The organism is Aneurinibacillus sp. REN35 (assembly GCF_041379945.2).
In the GTDB taxonomy this organism is placed as follows: domain Bacteria; phylum Bacillota; class Bacilli; order Aneurinibacillales; family Aneurinibacillaceae; genus Aneurinibacillus.
Window position 1 is genome coordinate 18183 of the sequence record NZ_JBFTXJ020000017.1, and the last position, 17026, is coordinate 35208.

Sequence of the window (17026 nt, forward strand, 5' to 3'; positions counted from 1 at the left end):
TACTGAGCTGCTGATTTGACAAAATATATTGTAGACATATAATTAGCATAGCAAGTATTTATAGAGCAGGAGGCGGGAGATGAACACATCCTGGGAAGAATCATTTGGATATTGTACTGTGCAAACAGGGCGGAACATTACGCGATTTTTAGCCGCGTTTCTAAAAGACTTTGACATTACACCGGAACAGTGGACTGTAATCAAGCGCTTGGCGGACCGAGATGGCATTAGCCAGAAAGAATTGTCCTGTAACGTGGATAAAGATCAAGCAACGCTAACCAGAATACTCGATATTCTAGAGCGCAAAGAACTTATTCAAAAACAAATGAATAAGGAAGATCGACGTTCATTTTTGATTTATCTCACAGAGAAGGGCAGAGAGATAAAGGAAGAGCTCTATCCGCTTGTTGAAGAGATGTTTGAGAAAGTGCTGCTAGAGAATATATCTGAGGATGAGTTATACATATTCAGGCAGGTGTTAGCTCAGATGAATGCAAATATCCTGCATGCTGATCGGAAGAGTGGGACAGGAGAATAGAGGAGAGATTGTATTGCAAAAACAACGATTGTGGAATCGTGATTTTATCGCGATTTTTTTGAGTAACTTTTTTATTTTCACTACGTTTTACACATTATTGGCTACGCTGCCGATGTTTGTGATGGAGACATTGGATGGAACTGAGCAGCAGGTCGGTCTGGTGATGACATCCTTCATTATTGCAGCGGTACTTTTCCGGCCCATTGCGGGAAAATGGGTGGATGAGCTGGGAAGAAAAAAAGTGCTGCTTATTTTTGTTACTGTATTTGTTCTTGCTACCTTTTTGTATTTGAGTGTTGCCAGCGTGGCATTTCTGCTGGCGCTGCGTTTTGTGCACGGGATTAGCTTCGGTGTGGCTACGACGGCAACCGGAGCGATTGCGAGCGATCTTGTACCCGAAGAGCGGAAAGGTGAAGGCATCGGCTATTTTGCGATGTCCATGAATCTGGCGATGGTACTGGGTCCGTTTTTAGGACTGACGCTGGCGAGCCGCTACGGCTTTTTTGTTTTGTTCATCACCCTGTCAGCGTTTGCTCTTATGGCGCTTCTGTTCGGCAATGCGGTCCGCATTCCGAAAAAGGCAGCGGCACAAAAAGAGCGGCAGCATGCTTCGCTTCACTGGAAGAATTTCATTGAGCCAAAGGCGGTACCGCTGTCTCTGACGGCGCTTCTCTTGTCTTTTGCTTATAGCGGGATTCTGACGTTCATCCCTGTCTATGCTAAGGAACTGGGCTTGGTGGAAGCTGCCAGTTATTTTTATGTGATTTATGCGATTATGATTGTGCTCTCTCGCCCGATCATTGGCCGCTTGTTTGATCGTTTTGGTGAACATGTCATTATATATCCGAGTATTTTCCTTTATGTAGTGGGATTGATTGCGTTAAGTCAGGCGCACACCGCTGCGATGTTTTTAACGGCTGGAGCGGTTATTGGATTAGGCTTTGGAACACTGTTTCCAAGCTTCCAGACCGTCGCCCTGCGGCTGACACCGATGCATCGGCGGGGATTGGCTACAGGCACATACCTTTTATTTTATGACATTGGTATTGGACTGGGCTCGGTTATTTTAGGAAGTATTGCATCGGCTGCTACGTATCAGGATATGTATGTATTCTCGGCTATTGAAGTTTCCTTTGCCGCTGTTTTATATTATTTTTTACATCATCGGAGAACAAGAAAAATGTTAGAAGACACTGTGCATGAAAATACCATGGCATTTCATAAATGAGTGCTTTGCAAAACTTGAAATTTTATTTTGAAACGAATAAAATACAATTGAATATACAGGAGACGGAGGTGGGTAAGGATGTTACATCAAGCTGTTTTAGTGCACGGATTTTGGACTGAATTTTTATATCTAAGCCGTGCAAAATTTGCTGTCTCAGTTGTTAACGGGATACGTATGCCCTTTTTTAGCAACTTCATAGCAAATCTAAAACGGTGAAAACATCTCTATACCCACAATATATAACGATGGTGTACGAGGAGCTTTTCATGCTCCTCTTTTTTTTGTACCCTTATTTGTTAAGTGAAGCCATGGGGAAGTGTGTCTTTCCCATGGCTTTTTTGCGCGTTTTTTTAAGTAAAGGAGGAAGAACAGACATGATTGCATGCAGTGTGAATCAAGTGAAAAAGATGTATGGCGGCAACGCTGTTTTTGAAAACATATCGTTTGAAATTCAAGAAAGGGATCGAGTGGGTCTGGTTGGTCGGAATGGGAGCGGGAAGACGACGTTAGTAAAGTTATTAGCCGGAGAGGAAGCGCCAGACTCTGGTCAAATCCACTGGAAAAAAGGGTCCCAAATTGGCTATCTTGTACAAATTCCAGACGCAAACAACAAATCAACCACGAAAGAAGTTTTAAAGACGGCCTTCATAGAGCTTTTGCAAATCGAAGAAAAGATGAAGAAACTGGAGGTGAAGATGAGTAAAGAAACAAACGGGGAGAAACTGCAAAAGTTGATGCATGAGTACGGTGATTTTCAAGAGCATTTCACGGTAAAGGGCGGGTATGAAATCGATGCCAACATTAGAAAAATCGTTCATGGTTTGCATATTACACACTTAGTAGATCAACCATTTTTCTTTCTTAGCGGTGGAGAAAAAACAAAGGTCGGTCTAGCGCTTATGCTGCTTAAACGTCCTGATTTTTTATTGTTAGATGAACCGACGAATCATTTAGATTTAGCGGCAGTGGAATGGCTAGGCAGCTTTTTACAAAATTATAATGGAACCGTTGTCGTTGTCTCGCATGATCGTTATTTTTTGGATGAAGTTGTCCATAAGATTTTGGATGTAGAGAATGGCGAGGTTGATTGTTACCCTACAAATTTTTCTGGCTATGTGAAAGAAAAGGAAGAGCGACTGCTAAGAGAGTTCCATGCCTATGAAGAGCAGCAAAAGAAAATAAAGAAAATGAAAGAAGCGATTAAACGTCTGCGGGACTGGGCGAATAGAGCCAATCCGCCTAGTGAAGGCCTTCATAAACGAGCAAGGAATATGGAAAGAGCATTAGAACGAATGGAAAAGTTAAATCGACCTAGGCTTGAACAAAAGAAAATGAAACTGGACATGGAATCGGCCGAAAGGAGCGGGAATGATGTGATCAAGCTCCAAGGTGTGTCAAAGAGTTTTGGAGAAAAAATGTTATTCAAAAATGTCTACATGCAGGTGGCTTATCAGCAGAGAGTAGCGATTGTTGGTGAAAATGGAGTAGGGAAATCAACGTTGCTTAAATTGATTCTTCAGCAAGTACATCCAGATGAAGGGGAGGTGAAAATAGGAAGTAACGTGAAAATCGGCTACTTATCACAACATATTTTTTCTGACGCTGCAGATGAGACCATCATCGAGACATTTCGTAATGAAGTAAACGTTACGGAGGGAGAGGCAAGACGAATTTTAGCGAGATTTTTATTTTATGGCCATATGGTCTTTCGCAGGGTTGCTCAGCTTAGTGGTGGAGAAAAAATGAGGCTGCGCTTAGCTCAGCTAATGTATCAAGATACGAATTTGCTTATTTTGGATGAGCCAACGAACCATTTAGATATTGAATCTCGGGAAGTATTAGAAGAAGCTCTTGAAGAGTATAACGGAACGATTCTAGGTGTTTCTCATGACCGGTATTTTCTTAATAAGTTATTTGAGAGGATTTATTGGATTACATCACAAGAGGTGTACAGCTTTAACGGAAATTATAGTTGGGCTAAGGAGAAAATGGCTGCTATACAATATGAACAATAGCACGTGTGCTTTTTGAACTGCCATTCGCGTTTTGTTGACGGACATGGGAAAGCAACAGAGAAAAGCCGGACTCCTGAGTGTTAGAGAGGGTCCGGCTTCTCCTCCATTTGGTGAGATATATTGTAATTTGCATGGCTTTTCCTAAACGCAATCCCAGAGAGGATGAACAGCGCTCCCCCAACCATCCAGAACGGTTCCCAGAACAGAAGCCGCCATGTAAGGGCGAAGGAATCAATCGTAAGGTGCAACCACCCCAGACTCGTAAGGATGAGAGTAACGAAGTTTGCCAGCCCATATAAAAACAGAAGAATTCCGCCTGCTACAGAGAGGGAATACAGAATTCTCTTCGGGACTTTCGACCGCTTTTTAAGAAGCAATAGTAAGAAAAGCCCGCCCCCTACTTTTATAAAGCCAGTCAACCAGACGATTGAAAGGAACGCTGCGTCTCTTGCCATCGCTTTTTGATAAATAACACCGCCTAAAGATTTTACCCCGACCATTCCGCCACTTGCCCAATAAAAGCTCATGCATGCAAACATCAGACACCAAATAAATCCTGAATAAATAAAAAGGTTTTTATTCTGCATTCTGTAGTCATATCCTCCCAACTGTCTTTTTGTAAGTATATACAACTGTCCATTTTCTAACAATTCAATTTATTGTACATTTTGGATGTTGTTGTAAAAAAAGGAATCGAGGGAGATGTTTGCATGGACAACTTGTCAACAAAAGCAGGTCGTGTGTGAAAAAAGGTGAAATAACAATACACCGCAAACAAGGAGGCTTCTTTTTAATGAAGAGAGTTAAACTCATGATCATTACGTTTGTATGGATGCTGACAACTACTAGTGTATCAGCAAATGGTGTCGATGCACTAGGAGCGGGCTCATGGGACTATGTCGGTAGCGATGTGTTCACGAAAGAAAGTCGAGTTTTTAAATCAGGTGGAGGCGATTTTAAAATTTGCATAAGCAAGGACAGTCGACCAGGAACGTATTGGTTGAATGAAGATGACCCGATTGAGGATGATTGGGTGCTTCCTCCGCTGCAGTATTATGGGGGTGGATTCCCGAATGGTGACTTTGATTCCAAAGGTTGTTATGTGTATAGGGATATTGGTGGTTTTGTTGATGGAAGAGATAACCAGGCTGAATTCAAATTGACTAAGGATACGAGAGGAAATTCTACCGTACGCGCTTGGGATTGATAAATCGCAAGCAAAAAAGCTGCCCATAGTCGTTGGATACATTGTCTATGGGCAGCATGCAATTTATTTTTAGCGACATTTATCTATTTATTCATAAAGATTCGTCTTGGACATCAGGGACAAGATGTACCGGAGTTTAAGTGGGAGAACCCTGAAGAAACTCTAAAGGCATTTCTCCGCATGTATAAAGAAATCGGACTAACCATTCTCCATCCATCGGTCAATAGCTTCACTGAAGTCTTCGCCAACGGGTTGACATTTCACCAAATGGTACGCAAATATTGGGATGGAACAATAATAGGGGTTGGAAATTTACATCCTGCTGCAGCTTCGCAGGTGATTGCTGAGGGCACCATTGATTTAGCTGCATTCGGTCGACCGTTACTTGCCAATCCAAATTTTATTCAACAGATAAAAAACAGAACCATGCTTGAAACGTATGATGCTTCTCTGCATCTAAAACATTTATATTGATGTTCAAACCAAGGAGGACACCATTTTCATTAAGCGGTGTCCTCCTTGGTTTGATTAAAGATGTTTTACTTTCTATTGAAATGGGTATGTAACATATTGATTTGATTATTTTTTTGAATATTTTTTAAAAAAGGTGGCAAGCATGACAGATCAACACACTGCACTGGATGGACACTTGTTTCTTTCCAAGCTGATTACACAATATGCAGCGCTCCATGAAAAAACAATAGGGCCTGCAGCCAGAGAATATATCACACAAATCGGAATTCGTACAGGTGAATGGATTGAAGGTTTTTATGGCGATCGAACGGAAGCATGGACGGTAGATCGGTACGTACAGGTGATTGTTGATATGAAGAATACGATTGGCGGATGCTTTGAAATTGCTGAGGTTCATCCTAACCATGTGGTAGTAAAAGCAAGCGCCTGTCCTTTTGGTGAGGCAGTGCGTGATGCGCCCCATTTGTGCACGATGACATCAAGCGTATTTGGCGGCATGGCTGCACGTAAATTCGGGTATGGGCGGGTGAGCCTGCGCAAACGAATTGCACTTGGCCATGCAGGCTGTGAGGTGGCCGTATACTTCACGCCGGAAGGAGAGGAAGCCGGCGATGTATATGAGAATCTTCCGGTGACGCCGGTTCATGGCGATCCTTTTACATGGGAAGAGCATACGATTCGCATGCTGCATGAAGAGTTGCGAAAAAGCGATGAGACAATTATGATGCTGCTTGCTGAGCTCGAACAGCTTCGAGAACAGGTAAAGGAGCAGAACATAAATAGTAAGCAAGCCGGTATCACATAGCTGGCTTGCTTATTTTTATCGGATGCCACCAATCTTTTTACGAATTGGTTGTTGACACTGTGAAAATAGTTATAAATGGAAAGGCTTTTTTTCCTCTTTAAATAGTATAAATTTCATGGTAAGATAAATGTGACGAAAATATGAACTTGCAGAAGAAATAGTGCGGGATAGTAGGCTGTGCCCTTGTAACCGTCGGAATATCAACAGTGCTTGTGTTGAATATAGCTTTAATGCGAGGGAATAGAGGAGAAAGATTATGTATAGAATGCTTAAAGTATCTATGGTAACAGTTGTTTTGTTGTCTGTTGTGTTTATGGCGATGTTCACTGAAATGATTGATTTCATGAATGGGGATAGTCGTCATGTGACCGGTTTGATAGCAAATGTTCCAGCATTCTTCTATCTCTCCGTATTGGTCTCGTTAGGGATGGGAATCTATTTGTGCATTAAGGAAAGAAAAGAATAGCGATACATCCAAAAAGAGGAAGGCGATGGCCTTTCTCTTTTTTTGCTGTCTTATCCGGGTCTAGAGCAGAGAGTGAGACAGTCACCGATGGTTGTGAAGTGTGCTGCTCCTCATTGTTTGGTTAGGGGAAGGTTGATAGAATAAGTACAAATACATACGGAAGTGGAGTGATTGGATGAAAGCGCTAGTACACACAGAACAGACAGGTATGGCAGGCCTTGCTTATCGTGACATAGATAATAGGCAGCCCAGCGTCGGTGAAGTACGGGTCAAGCTTAAAGCCGTTGGTCTAAATCATCGTGATTTGTTTGTCCTTCATCGACATAAGCCCACCGATCCGCCGCTTGTTATCGGTTCGGATGGAGCGGGCGTGATTGATGCGGTCGGCGAGGGTGTTACGAACGTGCGAGTCGGTGATGAAGTTGTCATCAATCCAAGTCTCGGATGGGAGACGAAGAGTGCCGCCCCTCCTGCGGGATTTGAAATCATCGGTCTTCCAGATCATGGTACATTCGCAGAGCAGATTACGATTCCCGCAGCGAATGTAGAGCCGAAGCCAGCATACTTAACATGGGAGGAAGCGGGCGTGTTTTCGTTAGCTGCGCTTACTGCATACCGGGCGCTGTTTACAAGAGGCGGTCTTACAGCCGATCAGACGGTATTAATTCCGGGAGCCGGAAGCGGGGTTGCAACATTTTTGCTGCAATTTGCAAAGGCGGCAGGCGCCACCGTGTATGTAACATCCCGCTCAGAAGATAAGTGTAAAAGCGCACTTGCACTTGGTGCTGATAAAGCAATTGACAGCGCGGGTAATTGGGATGAGCAGTTGAGTGGGGAAAAGGTGCATCTGGTCATTGAAAGTGTAGGAGCTGCCACTTTTACAAAATCATTGGATCAATTGCGCCCCGGTGGAACTGTTGTTACGTTCGGTGCTTCGGCAGGTGATGAGATTCAGATCGATATCCGCAAGTTTTTCTATGGGCAATACAATCTATTAGGCACTACGATGGGGAGTGCGGAAGAGTATAGAGAGATGATTCGCTTTATTGAGCAGCATCAAATCAAGCCGATTCTTGACCGGATGTATCCACTACAGCGATTTGAGGAAGCTTTTACACGGATGGATGAGGCGGCTCAATTCGGGAAAATCGGGTTTGTTATCGAAGCATAGACGACTAGTCAAAATCCGCTCTGCGTTTTTGTAAGAGCGGATTTTTTATCAGCTTGCTTGTACAATATAAGTATGCGTAAGAATATGGTCGGAAAAGATGGGGAGGAATACAACACATGATAAGCTCATCTGTACAAGATGCTGCGGAACAAGAAATCAAATCCATTGTGGAGAAGCAAAAAGCATATTTTCAAAACCAGCATACCAAACCGCTTTCCTTTCGTTTGAAGCAGCTGCAGCGCCTTCGAGATGGAATTAAGCAGTATGAAAGCGACATCCTCTCTGCACTGCATCAAGATTTGCATAAATCGGAATTTGAGGCCTATACGACAGAGGTCGGAATCTTGTTAGAGGAAATTACATTTACCATGAAGCGTTTGCGTAAATGGGCTAAGCCCAAACGCGTCAAAACCGCGCGTACACATCTAGGCTCAAAAGGTTGGATAATCCCAGAGCCATACGGTACAGTGCTGGTGATTGCGCCATGGAATTACCCATTTCAATTGGCGATCTCGCCGTTGATTGGAGCGATTGCCGCCGGAAATACAGTCATCATTAAGCCATCGGAGCTTGCGCCTCATACAGCGAATGTGCTAGCTGCTATGATCGGCACAGTGTTTTCTGATGAATTGGTGGCTGTCATCCCCGGAGGTGTGTCAACCAGTCAGCTTTTGCTAAAGCAGCCGGTCGATTATATGTTTTTCACAGGCAGTGTGGCTGTAGGGAAAGTTGTGATGGAGGCTGCTGCGAAGCGCCTCATCCCTGTCACACTAGAACTCGGCGGAAAAAGCCCGTGTATTGTGCATAAAGATGCCAACATTCCTTTGGCCGCCAAACGAATTGCTTTTGGCAAGTATACAAATGCAGGGCAAACGTGTATCGCACCTGACTACTTATTTGTACACAAAGATGTAAAACAGCAACTATTGGAAGCTCTTCAGGCTGTCATTTTTGAGTTTTATGGTGCACACCCGATTACCCATGAGAAGTATGGAAAAATAATAAACGAAAGGCATTTCACGCGGATTCTTTCATATTTGCAGGATGGTACCGTTTATTTTGGTGGAGAAGCCGATAAGGAGCGGCTTAGAATTGCTCCTACGCTGCTTACGGACGTCAGTTGGGATGCGCCAGTGATGCAGGAGGAGATTTTCGGCCCCATCCTTCCTGTGATGGAGTATGAGCAGCTACAGGAAGTGATTGATACGGTCAATCGGCGTCCCAAGCCGCTCGCACTGTATTTATTCACTCAGAATAAGGAAGTAGAGCGCACCATAAACGGAAGCATCTCATACGGCGGTGGATGCATTAATGATACAATCATGCATGTGGCTACTCCGTATTTGCCGTTTGGCGGTGTGGGAGAGAGCGGCATGGGAAGCTATCATGGGGCTAAGAGCTTCCATACATTTTCTCATTTTAAAAGCGTATTGAAGCAGACGAATGTATTTGACTTTTCATTCCGGTACCCGTCTGCAAAAAACGGGTTGAAGATTGCCCGGCGATTATTTAAATAATAAAACATAGGACAGCAGAGGAGGAAGATAAAATGAGTGAGCCGATAAATCCGTGGGATGCCCGCTTTCGGGCGGAGGACTATGTATATGGTACACAGCCGAATGTTTTTCTCTCAAGTATGGAATCACGGCTGATTGCGAAAGGAAAAACCTTAGCGATTGCAGAAGGAGAAGGGCGTAATGCCGTTTTTCTGGCAGAGAAAGGATTCGACGTTACAGCTTGGGACTATGCCCCATCAGGTATTGAAAAAGCGCAAAGACTTGCAAAGGAACGCGGCGTATCCATTCATACGGAGCTTGTCGATTTGCAAACGGCAGCATGGGAGAAGGAAGTGTGGGATCAAATTATATGTGTGTTTGGCCATTTTCCGCCGGCGCTTCGTCTGCAAACACTTATGGGCGTAAGGGAGGCTGTGAAGCCGGGCGGACTGTATGTAAGCGAGGTATATTCCGTGGATCAATTGCCGTATAACAGCGGAGGACCGAAGGAGAAGCAGTTATTATATCAGCCGGAGGAATTCCTTGATGTGTTTAAGGGCTGGCGCTTTCTTCATTTCTTCATGGGAGAAGTGGAGCGCCATGAGGGGGAGCTGCACAATGGCCTCTCCCATGTCATTCAGGTGGTTGTCCAGAAGCCGGAATAAAAGTATATAGAATATTTTTTATATGTAAGACGGGCATAGTAGTACAACCATAGCCCGTCTTTTTCTGTGGAAATCATACGAAAAGCGGGAAAAGAAAGAGACCATCGCTCCAACTCCTATAGAAGCGTAGCGAATAGAGGATTTGTGCATACTAAAGAAAAAATCCAGCACAAAAGGTTGACAAAAGGAGAAAGAAAGTGAATAATATACCCATAACCGTATATACCCTGTGGGGTAATAAAGAAAAAACAACAAGGATTAACTGAAGCAAGGAGGGAGAGTAATGACCTTAAGTTTAATTGTTACGCTATTCCTGATCGGATTTGTTGGCTCGTTTATTTCAGGATTGGTGGGTATTGGAGGCTCCATTATTAAGTATCCAATGCTTCTGTATATTCCACCGCTTCTCGGCGTAGCTGCTTATACGGCGCATGAAGTTGCAGGCATTAGTGCGGTACAGGTATTTTTCGCAAGCATCTCGGGGGTACTGGCGCTGCGAAAAGAGAACCTAGTCCACTATAAGCTTGTGGGTTACATGGGTGTGGCCATTATTATCGGAAGCTTCGTGGGCGGATATGGCGGCAGATTTTTATCAGCGGATGCCATTAATCTCGTATATGGAGTTCTGGCCACGATCGCTGCAATTATGATGTTTGTTCCGAGAAAGGGTCGTGACGATATTCCGCTCGAGGAAGTAACATTCAATCGTACGATTGCAGTGGCGGCTGCGCTTATTGTAGGGATTGGCTCCGGCATTGTCGGAGCGGCAGGCGCCTTCATACTGGTGCCGATTATGCTTCTCATCCTGAAGATTCCAACACGTATTACGATTGCATCGTCGCTTGCAATCACGTTCATTTCTTCAATCGGAGCGACAACAGGTAAAGTGCTTGCGGGGGAAGTACTGTTTTGGCCCTCTGTTGTTATGGTCATTGCCAGTGTGATTGCCGCCCCAATCGGTGCAAAATTGAGTACAAAAGTGAACACAAAAATTCTTCGTACCATCCTATCCGTACTGATCGTCGCATCGGCGATCAAAATTTGGCTTGATATTTTAGGATAATCCTATAAAACGATAAAAAATAAGGAGGAATGTAAGATGGCAGTAGCAGAAATTAGCGCAAAACAATTGCATGATAAAGTGGATAGTGGAGAAGCAGTATTTATCCTTGACGTACGTAACAGTGAAGATTATAGTGATTGGAAAATTGAACATAAGCATCTCACCGATATCAACATTCCGTATTTTGATTTCCTTGATGACAATGAAGAGATCTATACGTCGCTGCCGAAGGATACTGAGATTGTTGTAGTATGTGCCAAGGGCGGCAGTGCAAAAATGGTAGCTGAGATGTTGGATGAGCGGGGCTATCGTGTGGGCTATTTAACCGAAGGAATGCAGGAGTGGAGCCAGTTCTACCAACCGGTTACCGTGGTGGATGAGAAAGACATGAAAATCATTCAAGTTAACCGTCTTGCTAAGGGCTGTCTATCCTATATGATGATTTCTGACGGTAAAGCAATGGTGGTAGATCCAGGTCGGCATTATGAAGAATATATAAAGCTGGCAGAGCAGGAGCAAGCGCAGATCATGCATATTATGGATACGCATCTTCATGCGGATCATATCTCAGGTGGACCGGGACTGGCAAAGCATACAGGTGCTGTATATCATATCTCCCGCAGCGAAATGCAGGGCTCAGAAGCCATTGCCTATGAGGCGCTGGAAGATGAGCAGCAAATCCAGGTAGGCGATGTGAAGGTAAAGGTACTATCTATTCCAACACCAGGCCATACACCAGGCAGTGTTTCATTCCTTGTAGAGGACCGGTACCTGCTCTCAGGCGATACTATTTTCGTCGGCGGACTGGGACGTCCTGACCTTGGAGGAAAAGCGCGTGAATGGGCGCAATCTCTATATGATACCGTCTTTACACATATTGCGAATATGTCGGATGAGACGCTAGTTCTACCTACGCACTATGCCGACATCAAAGAAATAAATGAACAAGGGGTTGTGGGCGCGTATTTAGGCGAGATTCGGGCCAATAATGAAGTGATGCGTACACAGGATCGTGCCAAGTTTACAGACATGGTGGCAGGTGCAGCGGGGGCAACACCGCCGAATTATGAAGACATTATAAAAATCAACCGTGGAGATATGCAAGTGCCGCTCGATGTAGCGACTACACTTGAGATTGGTCCAAACCGCTGTGCTGTGCACCACGCTGACTAATAGCATAAAGAATAGCAAAAAACAACGCCAGGTGATCATCGCCTGGCGTTGTTCGTGTTTTGTATTTTGTGATTGGTAATCGAATATATATATTTCATCCCCTTTGCTATACTGGCTTGTTTCACACTATACACTTAGGGGTATGTGGAGGAGTATTGGCGGTTGGTTTATTATTACATATGAAAGGAGGAGATGAAGTGGAGATAGAAAGTATTGTTGTATTGCTTATCATTGGAGGCATCGGAGCTTTTTTATCTGGCTTGTTAGGAATTGGAGGGGCGATAGTTAGCTATCCACTGCTTTTGTTTGTTCCTTCAGCCTTAGGGGTAGCGGAATATAGCGCATATGAAGTCTCTGCGATGGTTGCTATTCAGGTTTTTTTCTCATGTCTAAGCGGGGTGCTGGCTTTGCGTAAGGACAATGTAATTGATTATACACTGGTTGGCTATATGGGCGTGGCCATTGTGATTGGCAGTCTTGCAGGTGCCTATGGCGGTACTTTTTTATCGGAACGTGCAATTAATGCCCTGTATGCGATATTGGCTACGCTGGCAGCCATTCTAATGTTTATTCCAAGAAAAGAGCATGAAAAAACAGTGGAAAAAGCATATACGTTTCATAAAGGCATCGCGAGTGTAACTGCGCTGTTAGTGGGAATTGGTTCTGGAATTGTCGGTGCGGGCGGCTCCTTTGTTCTTCTGCCAATTATGATCTCGCTGTTAAAGATCCCGACAAGAGTGGCGATCGCTTCTTCCTTGGCGGTAACATTCATCTCATCTATTGGAACAAGTATCGGCAAGCTGGCAGCCGGACATGTGCTGCTTTGGCCAACCATAATTTTAGTATTGGGAAGCATTGCTGCAGCCCCGCTTGGAACCCGACTGGGTAAAGTGATGAATACTAAAGCGCTGCGAGGAGTACTCACGGGGTTGATTATACTCATCGCAGCTAAAATTTGGTTCGATATTTTTGGGATATTATCGTAAAGCAATGTTGACAAAAGACGTAATTCATCTTATTATATACCCATAGCGGTATATACCCCATGAGGTAAAGAGGTGAGAAAATGGAGTGGATACAATATGTGTTGTTTGCGGTAGTAGTATGGTTGTTAGTGAAGCGATTCATGCCTGCAAAGGGATTGAAGAACTTATCCGCCCAAGATGTACAGGAGAAGCTGGGCCAACCTAAGCAGTATGCTTTTATTGATGTGCGGGAAGTACATGAATACAAAAATGGGCATATTAAAGGCTTCCGGAATATCCCGTTAAGCCAGCTGACAAGTCAGATCGCAAACATTCCGAAAGAGAAATCCATCGTTCTAACCTGCCGCAGCGGCATGAGAAGCCGTCAGGCTGCTAAAATGCTGCGCAAGCAAGGATTTGATGATATTAGTCATCTGCAAACAGGCATAGCAGGTTGGCAGGGGCCGTTAGCTAAATAGCCTGCAATTTTTTTGAGTGGTATTATACGGCTACACGTATAGGTACAGCTGTATAGAAGGTTGTGAAATGCGCATCCTATAGATAAGGGGTGTGCGCAACTCAACTTTTCAACTATATAAAAAGGAGAGATACAACATGGCAAAAAAAGTAGCAATTATCGCAAGTAACGGAGGTATGTTTGACGCATACAAAGTATTTAACATTGCGACAGCGGCAGCTGCCACCGATGCAGAGGTTGCGATTTTCTTTACATTTGAAGGGTTGAATCTTATTCACAAAGACGCACATACACAATTGCCGATGCCAGCTGGAAAAGAACACTTCGCGGAAGGGTTTAAAGCGGCCAATGTACCGGGAATCCCAGAACTGTTGAATATGGCACTAGAGATGGGCGTCAAAGTAATTGCCTGCCAGATGACAATGGATGTAATGAATTTGAAAAAAGAAGATTTTGTTAAAGGTATTGATGTAGGCGGTGCTGTGACGTTCCTTGACTTTGCGTATGATGCCGACGTTACGCTTACGTTCTAATCGATCCATACAAGTATAAAAGAAATCATTTATGTATAAGGAGGAGGGGACGCAGATGAGCGCATACACAGTAGACAAGACAGTGGATTGCAAGGGATTGGCATGTCCGATGCCAATCGTGCGAACCAAAAAAGCAATCGAAGAAATTGGAGCGGGTGAGGTTCTAGAAGTGATCGCCACAGACCCAGGTTCTGTAGCGGACGTTCGAAGCTGGGCTACACGCACCGGACACCAATTTCTTGGAACGGTAGAAGAAGGAGAATTGTTCAAGCATTACATTCGTAAATCCGCTCCTGATGAAACAAAGCCGGAGACAAAGCATCCGCATGTAGTCTCTAATGAAGAACTGCAGGGGAAGCTTGGTGAGCAGCCTGTCATTCTTGATGTGCGTGAGCCGATGGAATATGCATTCGGCCATATTCCAGGCGCTTCTTTGGTGCCATTTGGCCAATTGGAAGAAAAGCTTGCTGAATTGGAAGCTCATAAAGGGAAAGATATATACGTGGTTTGCCGTACAGGAAACCGGAGTGACATGGCATCCCAATTGCTTGCGCAAAAGGGATTCCAAAATGTAAAAAATGTTGTTCCAGGCATGTCAGCTTGGGAAGGTCCGATTAAAAAAGACACAGATAAATAAAGAGGAGGCATATATATGAATGCAGATATTGTTGTAGATGCAAAAGGATTATCCTGCCCAATGCCAATCGTGCGGGCGAAAAAAGCGATGGATGGTTTACAAAGCGGCCAAACCATGATTCTTGAAGCAACAGATAAAGGCTCGATCAACGACTTCCAAAGCTGGGTCAAGCAAATGAATCATGAGATGTTGAGTACAGAAGAAGATAACGGTGTGTACCGTTTTCATGTGAAAAAAGCATAAAGACAAAAAAAGCGTCTATCCGCTTCATGCGGAAGACGTTTTTTTATACATAAGTTATCCAATTATAGGAAGGCCTGTCCTGTTTACTTTTTATACCCTATAGGGTATAATGTTATTGTAAACGATAGAGGAAGGGGGAATAAAAAATGAACAAGGCCATTCAACATCGTTTGCGAAGAATGGAAGGGCAGGTACGTGGTGTATTAAAAATGTTAGAGAATGAAAAGGACTGTAAAGAGGTCATTACACAGCTTACTGCAATCCGTTCTGCAACGGATCGTGCGATTGCATTGATTGTCGCTCAAAACATGGAAGAGTGTATTCGTAAAGAGCTAGAACAGGGGAACCGTCCTGATGATGTGATAAAAGAATCTGTAGATCTATTAGTGAAAAGTCGATAGATTGGGAGGGGAAGCATGAGTTTTTTAGTTGGTGTATTCCTGATTATTGTAGGAGTATTCTATAGCAGGCGATATCTCCCCGTTGCAGGAGTACAGGAGTTATCGTGTGAGGATAAGAAGGTAAGCAGCAAGGCACTGCTTCTTGATGTACGGGATTATAATGTAGCTACACGCAGCCCTGTATCGAACGCATTGAATTTGCCGCATGCTTATTTAAGACGTCATTATCAGACGATTCCGTATCAAGAGCTTATTGTGATTGCATCAGAACCGGTAACGAAAAACATGAGCGTTCGGTTTCTTCAGAAGCAAGGATTTACAGTCAAAGGCTATTATTTAACAAATGAGACGATATAAAACACAAAAAAGCAGGGGTCTTCCTGCTTTTTTGTGTTTTGTTTTGCATATTGTTACAGTTCTGCTAAAAAATTTTCTTTATAATAGTAAAGAGAATTCGGATTGCAGGGAGTCTAGAGATGAAATATTATCGCGCTATGATGTATGCGGTGTTTGTTGTTTGTCTTCTTGCGGGCTGTTCAGTATCATCGCCGGAGCGAGAACCTCTGCGTGTCGGTATTTTGGTAGCTGGGGATGCACGCCTGGAGAAAGCGGAAGGAATGAAGCAGGGGCTGCGTGATCTAGGGATGCAGGAGAAGGAAGTTATCTATAAAATCTACAACGCCAAAAACGACATCCGAGAGTTAACGAGGCAGGCGCAAAAGCTGGCAGGAGAGAATGTGGATGTGGTGGTAGGAACAGGTGTAGCGGAAGGGATGGCTCTTGCACAAGAGATGAAGAACGCCACCCGTAAGCCTGTCGTGCTAATTGGTGTTGCCTCTCCCTATGCTTCTGAGATTCAGTCGCTTTGCCAAAGGAAGGGAATTTCTGTTGCGGGTGTAGAGAATGGCCATATCGCTCTGACACCGAAGCGAATGGAACTTTTACGGCTTGCTTTTCCGCACAGGGATCAGATGGTTGTATTATATGATCCGAATGTCAAGGCAAGCGAGTGGGCGTTGGTGCTTGCAAAGGAGACAGCGAATCAACAAGGGTATGCTATTGATACGATGCCTGTCGGAGAGGATGCGGATATCAAAAGATTGTATGAAAGAAGCTTTACGAAGCACGAATCTATCCTTATACTACCCAGTCATTATATCGAAGCGCAGACCGCAGCCATCCAGCAGCTTTCTTTGCAGCGAAAGGTACCGGTAATGGGATTGAATGAAGCACAGGTAAAGGCAGGCTATACCTTATCGTACGGTGTATCATATGAACATCAAGGCTATCAGGCAGCTAAGCTGCTGCTTCGTATGGTAGGAGAAGAACTAAGGGGAGGCATTCCATTTGAGATGCCTGACATTGTCGCGTTAAAGATTAATTTTGCCACGGTAGATAAAATTGGTGAGTCCGTATCTAAAATCGGAATGAGCTACGGTGATGATGTGTTTACGGGAGGAGAGTGAAA

At 44.0% G+C, this 17026-nt stretch carries 22 protein-coding genes; 21 read left to right on the top strand and 1 reads right to left on the bottom strand.

Going from position 1 to position 17026, the window contains the following annotated elements; genetic code table 11:
• Nucleotides 1-79 precede the first annotated feature (79 nt).
• From AB3351_RS21045 to abc-f, 4 genes are all read left to right on the top strand, one after another.
• Nucleotides 80-538, top strand: coding sequence for a MarR family winged helix-turn-helix transcriptional regulator (locus AB3351_RS21045; RefSeq protein WP_371149080.1), 459 nt, complete (start codon nucleotides 80-82; stop codon nucleotides 536-538).
• Nucleotides 539-551: 13 nt separating this feature from the next.
• Complete coding sequence (locus AB3351_RS21050; protein ID WP_371149081.1) at nucleotides 552-1766, top strand: MFS transporter; 1215 nt, start codon at nucleotides 552-554, stop codon at nucleotides 1764-1766.
• Between the two features lie 78 nt (nucleotides 1767-1844).
• Nucleotides 1845-1982: an RAxF-45 family protein gene (locus AB3351_RS21055; protein WP_371149082.1), complete on the top strand. Its 138-nt coding sequence runs from the start codon at nucleotides 1845-1847 to the stop codon at nucleotides 1980-1982.
• Nucleotides 1983-2140: 158 nt separating this feature from the next.
• Nucleotides 2141-3781 (top strand): ribosomal protection-like ABC-F family protein, encoded by a 1641-nt coding sequence (gene abc-f, locus AB3351_RS21060; protein WP_371149146.1) that lies wholly within the window; start codon nucleotides 2141-2143, stop codon nucleotides 3779-3781.
• An 80-nt stretch (nucleotides 3782-3861) separates the two neighbouring features.
• Here the strand turns inward: abc-f and AB3351_RS21065 are convergent, their stop codons facing one another.
• The gene (locus tag AB3351_RS21065) at nucleotides 3862-4368 is read right to left on the bottom strand and encodes a DUF3995 domain-containing protein (protein WP_371149083.1); all 507 of its coding nucleotides are present in this window, start codon (nucleotides 4366-4368) and stop codon (nucleotides 3862-3864) included.
• A 206-nt stretch (nucleotides 4369-4574) separates the two neighbouring features.
• Here AB3351_RS21065 and AB3351_RS21070 point away from each other — a divergent pair, with 206 nt between their 5' ends.
• The 17 genes from AB3351_RS21070 to AB3351_RS21150 all read left to right on the top strand — a co-directional run bounded on the left by AB3351_RS21070 (nucleotide 4575) and on the right by AB3351_RS21150 (nucleotide 17024).
• Nucleotides 4575-4988: a hypothetical protein gene (locus tag AB3351_RS21070; RefSeq protein ID WP_371149084.1), complete on the top strand. Its 414-nt coding sequence runs from the start codon at nucleotides 4575-4577 to the stop codon at nucleotides 4986-4988.
• Between the two features lie 99 nt (nucleotides 4989-5087).
• Nucleotides 5088-5462, top strand: coding sequence for an oxidoreductase (locus AB3351_RS21075; protein WP_371149147.1), 375 nt, complete (start codon nucleotides 5088-5090; stop codon nucleotides 5460-5462).
• A 142-nt stretch (nucleotides 5463-5604) separates the two neighbouring features.
• Nucleotides 5605-6267: a methanogen output domain 1-containing protein gene (locus AB3351_RS21080; RefSeq protein ID WP_371149085.1), complete on the top strand. Its 663-nt coding sequence runs from the start codon at nucleotides 5605-5607 to the stop codon at nucleotides 6265-6267.
• A gap of 256 nt (nucleotides 6268-6523) precedes the next feature.
• Nucleotides 6524-6733 carry a hypothetical protein gene (locus tag AB3351_RS21085; protein ID WP_371149086.1) on the top strand — a complete coding sequence of 70 codons (210 nt, stop codon included), beginning with the start codon at nucleotides 6524-6526 and terminating at the stop codon, nucleotides 6731-6733.
• 175 nt (nucleotides 6734-6908) lie between these two features.
• Nucleotides 6909-7904: a zinc-binding dehydrogenase gene (locus tag AB3351_RS21090; protein ID WP_371149087.1), complete on the top strand. Its 996-nt coding sequence runs from the start codon at nucleotides 6909-6911 to the stop codon at nucleotides 7902-7904.
• Between the two features lie 116 nt (nucleotides 7905-8020).
• The gene (locus AB3351_RS21095; RefSeq protein ID WP_371149088.1) at nucleotides 8021-9421 is read left to right on the top strand and encodes an aldehyde dehydrogenase; all 1401 of its coding nucleotides are present in this window, start codon (nucleotides 8021-8023) and stop codon (nucleotides 9419-9421) included.
• Nucleotides 9422-9465: 44 nt separating this feature from the next.
• Entirely contained in the window at nucleotides 9466-10065 is a 600-nt protein-coding gene (locus AB3351_RS21100; RefSeq protein WP_371149148.1) for a class I SAM-dependent methyltransferase, read from the top strand.
• Nucleotides 10066-10348: 283 nt separating this feature from the next.
• Entirely contained in the window at nucleotides 10349-11128 is a 780-nt protein-coding gene (locus AB3351_RS21105; protein ID WP_371149089.1) for a sulfite exporter TauE/SafE family protein, read from the top strand.
• 36 nt (nucleotides 11129-11164) lie between these two features.
• Nucleotides 11165-12301, top strand: coding sequence for an MBL fold metallo-hydrolase (locus AB3351_RS21110; protein WP_371149090.1), 1137 nt, complete (start codon nucleotides 11165-11167; stop codon nucleotides 12299-12301).
• Nucleotides 12302-12498: 197 nt separating this feature from the next.
• On the top strand, nucleotides 12499-13287 hold the full coding sequence (locus AB3351_RS21115) for a sulfite exporter TauE/SafE family protein (RefSeq protein ID WP_371149091.1): 789 nt from the start codon (nucleotides 12499-12501) through the stop codon (nucleotides 13285-13287).
• Between the two features lie 80 nt (nucleotides 13288-13367).
• Entirely contained in the window at nucleotides 13368-13745 is a 378-nt protein-coding gene (locus AB3351_RS21120) for a rhodanese-like domain-containing protein (protein ID WP_371149092.1), read from the top strand.
• Between the two features lie 136 nt (nucleotides 13746-13881).
• A complete protein-coding gene (locus AB3351_RS21125) occupies nucleotides 13882-14277 on the top strand; it encodes a DsrE/DsrF/DrsH-like family protein (protein ID WP_371149093.1) in 396 nt (131 codons plus the stop codon).
• Nucleotides 14278-14332: 55 nt separating this feature from the next.
• Nucleotides 14333-14914: a sulfurtransferase TusA family protein gene (locus AB3351_RS21130; RefSeq protein ID WP_371149094.1), complete on the top strand. Its 582-nt coding sequence runs from the start codon at nucleotides 14333-14335 to the stop codon at nucleotides 14912-14914.
• A gap of 15 nt (nucleotides 14915-14929) precedes the next feature.
• Nucleotides 14930-15157 (top strand): sulfurtransferase TusA family protein, encoded by a 228-nt coding sequence (locus tag AB3351_RS21135; RefSeq protein WP_371149095.1) that lies wholly within the window; start codon nucleotides 14930-14932, stop codon nucleotides 15155-15157.
• A gap of 146 nt (nucleotides 15158-15303) precedes the next feature.
• Nucleotides 15304-15558 (top strand): metal-sensitive transcriptional regulator, encoded by a 255-nt coding sequence (locus tag AB3351_RS21140; RefSeq protein WP_371149096.1) that lies wholly within the window; start codon nucleotides 15304-15306, stop codon nucleotides 15556-15558.
• Between the two features lie 15 nt (nucleotides 15559-15573).
• The gene (locus AB3351_RS21145) at nucleotides 15574-15915 is read left to right on the top strand and encodes a sulfurtransferase (RefSeq protein ID WP_371149097.1); all 342 of its coding nucleotides are present in this window, start codon (nucleotides 15574-15576) and stop codon (nucleotides 15913-15915) included.
• A gap of 119 nt (nucleotides 15916-16034) precedes the next feature.
• Nucleotides 16035-17024 (top strand): ABC transporter substrate-binding protein, encoded by a 990-nt coding sequence (locus tag AB3351_RS21150; protein ID WP_371149098.1) that lies wholly within the window; start codon nucleotides 16035-16037, stop codon nucleotides 17022-17024.
• Nucleotides 17025-17026: the final 2 nt, after the last annotated feature.